This is a genomic window from Escherichia sp. WS33 (assembly GCF_046486385.1).
Lineage (GTDB): Bacteria > Pseudomonadota > Gammaproteobacteria > Enterobacterales > Enterobacteriaceae > ECMA0423.
In genome coordinates, this window is record NZ_JBJQLJ010000063.1 from 1 (window position 1) to 4,646 (window position 4,646).

Annotated in this window: 4 protein-coding genes, 4 tRNA genes and 1 rRNA gene; 1 reads left to right on the forward strand and 8 read right to left on the reverse strand. The window is 48.2% G+C overall.

Annotation, left to right across the window (positions count from 1 at the left end; all coding sequences use genetic code 11):
* The 5 genes from ACJHXA_RS23485 to ACJHXA_RS23505 all read right to left on the reverse strand — a co-directional run.
* A partial coding sequence (locus ACJHXA_RS23485; RefSeq protein ID WP_000031698.1) for a GTP-binding protein occupies positions 1–337 on the reverse strand: 337 nt, incomplete at its 3' end.
* 114 nt (positions 338–451) lie between these two features.
* Positions 452–527, reverse strand: a tRNA-Thr gene (locus ACJHXA_RS23490).
* 6 nt (positions 528–533) lie between these two features.
* A tRNA-Gly gene (locus tag ACJHXA_RS23495) sits at positions 534–608 on the reverse strand.
* Between the two features lie 116 nt (positions 609–724).
* Positions 725–809 (reverse strand) — tRNA-Tyr (locus ACJHXA_RS23500).
* Between the two features lie 8 nt (positions 810–817).
* Positions 818–893: transfer RNA gene (locus ACJHXA_RS23505), tRNA-Thr, on the reverse strand.
* 361 nt (positions 894–1,254) lie between these two features.
* Here ACJHXA_RS23505 and coaA point away from each other — a divergent pair.
* Entirely contained in the window at positions 1,255–2,205 is a 951-nt protein-coding gene (coaA, locus tag ACJHXA_RS23510) for a type I pantothenate kinase (RefSeq protein WP_000023081.1), read from the forward strand.
* 28 nt (positions 2,206–2,233) lie between these two features.
* Here coaA and birA read toward each other — a convergent pair whose 3' ends face one another.
* The 3 genes from birA to rrf form a co-directional block, all read right to left on the reverse strand.
* Positions 2,234–3,199, reverse strand: a complete 966-nt coding sequence (gene birA / locus ACJHXA_RS23515) for a bifunctional biotin--[acetyl-CoA-carboxylase] ligase/biotin operon repressor BirA (protein ID WP_000654614.1) — start codon at positions 3,197–3,199, stop codon at positions 2,234–2,236.
* The gene (gene murB, locus ACJHXA_RS23520) at positions 3,196–4,224 is read right to left on the reverse strand and encodes a UDP-N-acetylmuramate dehydrogenase (protein WP_001016689.1); all 1,029 of its coding nucleotides are present in this window, start codon (positions 4,222–4,224) and stop codon (positions 3,196–3,198) included. Before murB ends, birA begins: the two co-directional genes overlap by 4 nt.
* 302 nt (positions 4,225–4,526) lie before the next feature.
* Positions 4,527–4,642 (reverse strand): 5S ribosomal RNA (rrf, locus tag ACJHXA_RS23525).
* Between the last annotated feature and the right edge of the window lie 4 nt (positions 4,643–4,646).

Sequence of the window (4,646 nt, forward strand, 5' to 3'; positions counted from 1 at the left end):
TCGGGCCGTCAGTCGCAGCAACTACCAGGATCGCGCCGTCCATCTGAGCAGCACCGGTGATCATGTTTTTAACATAGTCGGCGTGCCCCGGGCAGTCTACGTGTGCGTAGTGACGGGTCGGGGTGTCGTATTCAACGTGAGAAGTGTTGATGGTGATACCACGAGCTTTTTCTTCCGGCGCGTTATCGATCTGGTCGAATGCGCGAGCAGCACCGCCGTAGGTTTTAGCCAGTACGGTAGTGATTGCAGCGGTCAGCGTTGTTTTACCATGGTCAACGTGGCCGATAGTACCGACGTTAACGTGCGGTTTTGTACGTTCAAACTTTTCTTTAGACATCGATTGTCCCTCTAAGACACGGATAAATCGGTGATATCACCACATCAACCAGGCAACATGCCCGACTTGTTGAATGCAATAAACAGAAGGAAAAAACAGGGAGGAGAAAAGAAGTGGTGCTGATAGGCAGATTCGAACTGCCGACCTCACCCTTACCAAGGGTGCGCTCTACCAACTGAGCTATATCAGCACATCTTGGAGCGGGCAGCGGGAATCGAACCCGCATCATCAGCTTGGAAGGCTGAGGTAATAGCCATTATACGATGCCCGCATCCTGGAACTCGGCTACCTGATTTTCATTCTGCACTGAATATCGAGAGAAGCTCTCTTTATTCGAGCCGGTAAGCGAACTTATCGTCTCGGGCTACGCCATCGCGTGGCCGAAATTGGTGGTGGGGGAAGGATTCGAACCTTCGAAGTCTGTGACGGCAGATTTACAGTCTGCTCCCTTTGGCCGCTCGGGAACCCCACCGGACTTGATGGTGCCGACTACCGGAATCGAACTGGTGACCTACTGATTACAAGTCAGTTGCTCTACCTACTGAGCTAAGTCGGCATCAAGTAGCGCGCATTCTATGGAGACATGCGAGTTCATGCAACTAAAAAATTGCATAATTTGTTTTATTGGTCACATTTTATGCGACACGATGAAGAAACAGCCGAACGGAGGGCAGATTAGCACACTTTTTCAACATCATTGTGCTCAACAATGCGCTCCTGCTAAACCATAATTCTTTTTATCAGATGGAATATCTGTCACATTGCTTTTCAACGATAGCTTCCTGGCAGAGATTTTTTCTTATTATTCCTCCCCATCTGGTGTTACCCTCCTGCCCATTAACCCATTCAACAGAACTGTGACGCGCCATGGCAAATATCGCTTTGCCGATAGAGCTATGACCGCCAGAAACATGCTTATGAGTATAAAAGAGCAAACGTTAATGACGCCTTACCTACAGTTTGACCGCAACCAGTGGGCAGCTCTGCGTGATTCCGTACCTATGACGTTATCGGAAGATGAGATCGCCCGTCTCAAAGGTATTAATGAAGATCTCTCGTTAGAAGAAGTTGCCGAGATCTATTTACCTTTGTCACGTTTGCTGAACTTCTATATAAGCTCGAATCTGCGCCGTCAGGCAGTTCTGGAACAGTTTCTTGGTACCAACGGGCAACGCATTCCTTACATTATCAGTATTGCTGGCAGTGTCGCGGTGGGGAAAAGTACAACCGCCCGTGTATTGCAGGCGCTATTAAGCCGTTGGCCGGAACATCGTCGTGTTGAACTGATCACTACAGATGGCTTCCTTCACCCTAATCAGGTTCTGAAAGAACGTGGTCTGATGAAGAAGAAAGGCTTCCCGGAATCGTATGATATGCATCGCCTGGTGAAGTTTGTTTCCGATCTCAAATCCGGCGTGCCAAACGTTACAGCACCTGTTTACTCACATCTTATTTATGATGTGATCCCGGATGGAGATAAAACGGTTGTTCAGCCTGATATTTTAATTCTTGAAGGGTTAAATGTCTTACAGAGCGGGATGGATTATCCACACGATCCACATCATGTATTTGTTTCTGATTTTGTCGATTTTTCGATATATGTTGATGCACCGGAAGACTTACTTCAGACATGGTATATCAACCGTTTTCTGAAATTCCGCGAAGGGGCTTTTACCGACCCGGATTCCTATTTTCATAACTACGCGAAATTAACTAAAGAAGAAGCGATTAAGACTGCCATGACATTGTGGAAAGAGATCAACTGGCTGAACTTAAAGCAAAATATTCTACCTACTCGTGAGCGCGCCAGTTTAATCCTGACGAAAAGTGCAAATCATGCGGTAGAAGAGGTCAGACTACGCAAATAATTTGCAGGGGAGCGAATACTCCCCTTTCTTATTTTTCTGCACTACGCAGGGATATTTCACCGCCCATCCAGGGTTTTATTATTCCATCCTGCTCAAGTAATAAAGCCCCCTGTTTGTCTATTCCGCGTGAAATGCCAAATATTTCTTTATCACCAATGATAAGTTTCACTGGGCGATTAATAAAATTATCCAGCTTTTCCCAGCGCGACAGATAAGGTGCCAATCCTTCTTGTTCGAAGAGTTCCAACGCAGCACGTAATTCACGTATTAGCATGGCCGCCAACGTATTACGATCGAGATTGATCCCCGCTTCCTGCAGCGTGATCCACCCCTGATTAACGACACTCTCTTCAACACGGCGCATTGCCATGTTGATCCCGGCTCCAATGACTATTTGCGCCGCATCGCCAGTTTTGCCAGTCAGCTCCACAAGAATGCCTGCCAGCTTGCGATCCTGCAGATAGAGGTCATTAGGCCATTTGACACGAACTTTATCTGCTCCCAGCTTGCGTAATACTTCCGCCATCACGATACCGATAACCAGACTTAAACCAATCGCCGCCGCCGGGCCTTGTTCCAGACGCCAGAACATCGACAAATATAAGTTTGCGCCAAAAGGCGAAAACCATTTCCGCCCCCGGCGACCACGGCCAGCCTGCTGGTATTCTGCAACACAGGCATCGCCCGATTTAAGCTCTCCGATACGATCAAGAAGGTACTGATTCGTGGAGTCAATAACTGGCAGCACGGCTACACTACCGCCATCCAGCTGACCCAATATCTGTTCAGCATTAAGTAACTGGATGGGCTCAGGCAGGCTGTATCCTTTACCCGGAACGGTAAAGACATCAACGCCCCAGTCACGCAGTGTCTGAATGTGTTTATTAATAGCCGCCCGGCTCATTCCCAGCGTTTCACCCAACTGCTCGCCAGAGTGAAATTCACCGTTCGCTAACAGGGCAATCAATTTCAGTGGCACGGTGTTATCCTTCATGAAATTGTCTCCACTGCGCTCACTTCACCTGATGCACCAATAAAGCGGACTTCAGGCTCAAGCCAGACATTAAATTTTTCACCCACTTTTTGTCTTACATGGTGTGCCAGTTGCACCACATCTTCGCTTTTTGCATTGTCTTCATTAATGAGAACTAACGCCTGTTGACGGTGCACCGCAGCCCCACCCATTTGCATCCCTTTTAGCTGGCACTGATCAATAAGCCAACCTGCTGCCAGTTTTACTGAACCACCCGCCTGGGGGTAATTTGGTGCTGTTGGAAATTGCGCCAGTAATGCTTTAGCCGTTTCGGCAGATACAACAGGGTTTTTGAAGAAACTACCGGCATTGCCATTCACTTTTGGATCAGGGAGTTTGGTGGTGCGCATATGACACACCGCATTAAATACTTGCTGTGGCGTTACTGTTGTAGGATCCAGACGAGTTAAGTCACCATACGTTAGTACAGGTTGCCACTCTTTTGGCAGACGCAGACCTACGGCTAAAATGGCGAAGCGATCCTGGTATTCATGTTTAAAAATACTGTCGCGATAGCCAAAACGGCACTCTTTGGCAGTTAAGCGCACTTGCTTGCCTGTCGCCAGTTCAACACAATCAACATAAGCGCAAACTCGCTGTAATTCTACGCCATAAGCACCAATATTCTGGATAGGTGATGAGCCGACACAACCAGGAATTAATGCCAGATTTTCCAGACCAGGCATACCTTCCTGCAAAGTGTATTTTACCAGGCGATGCCAGTTTTCTCCGGCTCCTACATGTAAATACCACGCATCAGGTTCATCATGAATTTCGATACCTTTGATCCGGTTGATGATCACCGTGCCGCGATAGTCTTCCAGAAAAAGTACATTACTTCCTTCACCCAGAATAAGAACGGGTTGTCCTTCTGCGGTTGCATACTGCCAGGCATTGAGTAATTGTTGTTCGTCTTCGGCACATACAATGTGCTGAGCATTATGATCAATGCCAAATGTGTTCCAGGGTTTTAAGGAGTGGTTCATAGCTGCTTTCCTGATGCAAAAACGAGGCTAGTTTACCGTATCTGTGGGGGGATGGCTTGTAGATATGACGACAGGAAGAGTTTGTAGAAACGCAAAAAGGCCATCCGTCAGGATGGCCTTCTGCTTAATTTGATGCCTGGCAGTTTATGGCGGGCGTCCTGCCCGCCACCCTCCGGGCCGTTGCTTCGCAACGTTCAAATCCGCTCCCGGCGGATTTGTCCTACTCAGGAGAGCGTTCACCGACAAACAACAGATAAAACGAAAGGCCCAGTCTTTCGACTGAGCCTTTCGTTTTATTTGATGCCTGGCAGTTCCCTACTCTCGCATGGGGAGACCCCACACTACCATCGGCGCTACGGCGTTTCACTTCTGAGTTCGGCATGGGGTCAGGTGGGACCACCGCGCTACGGCCGCCAGGCAAA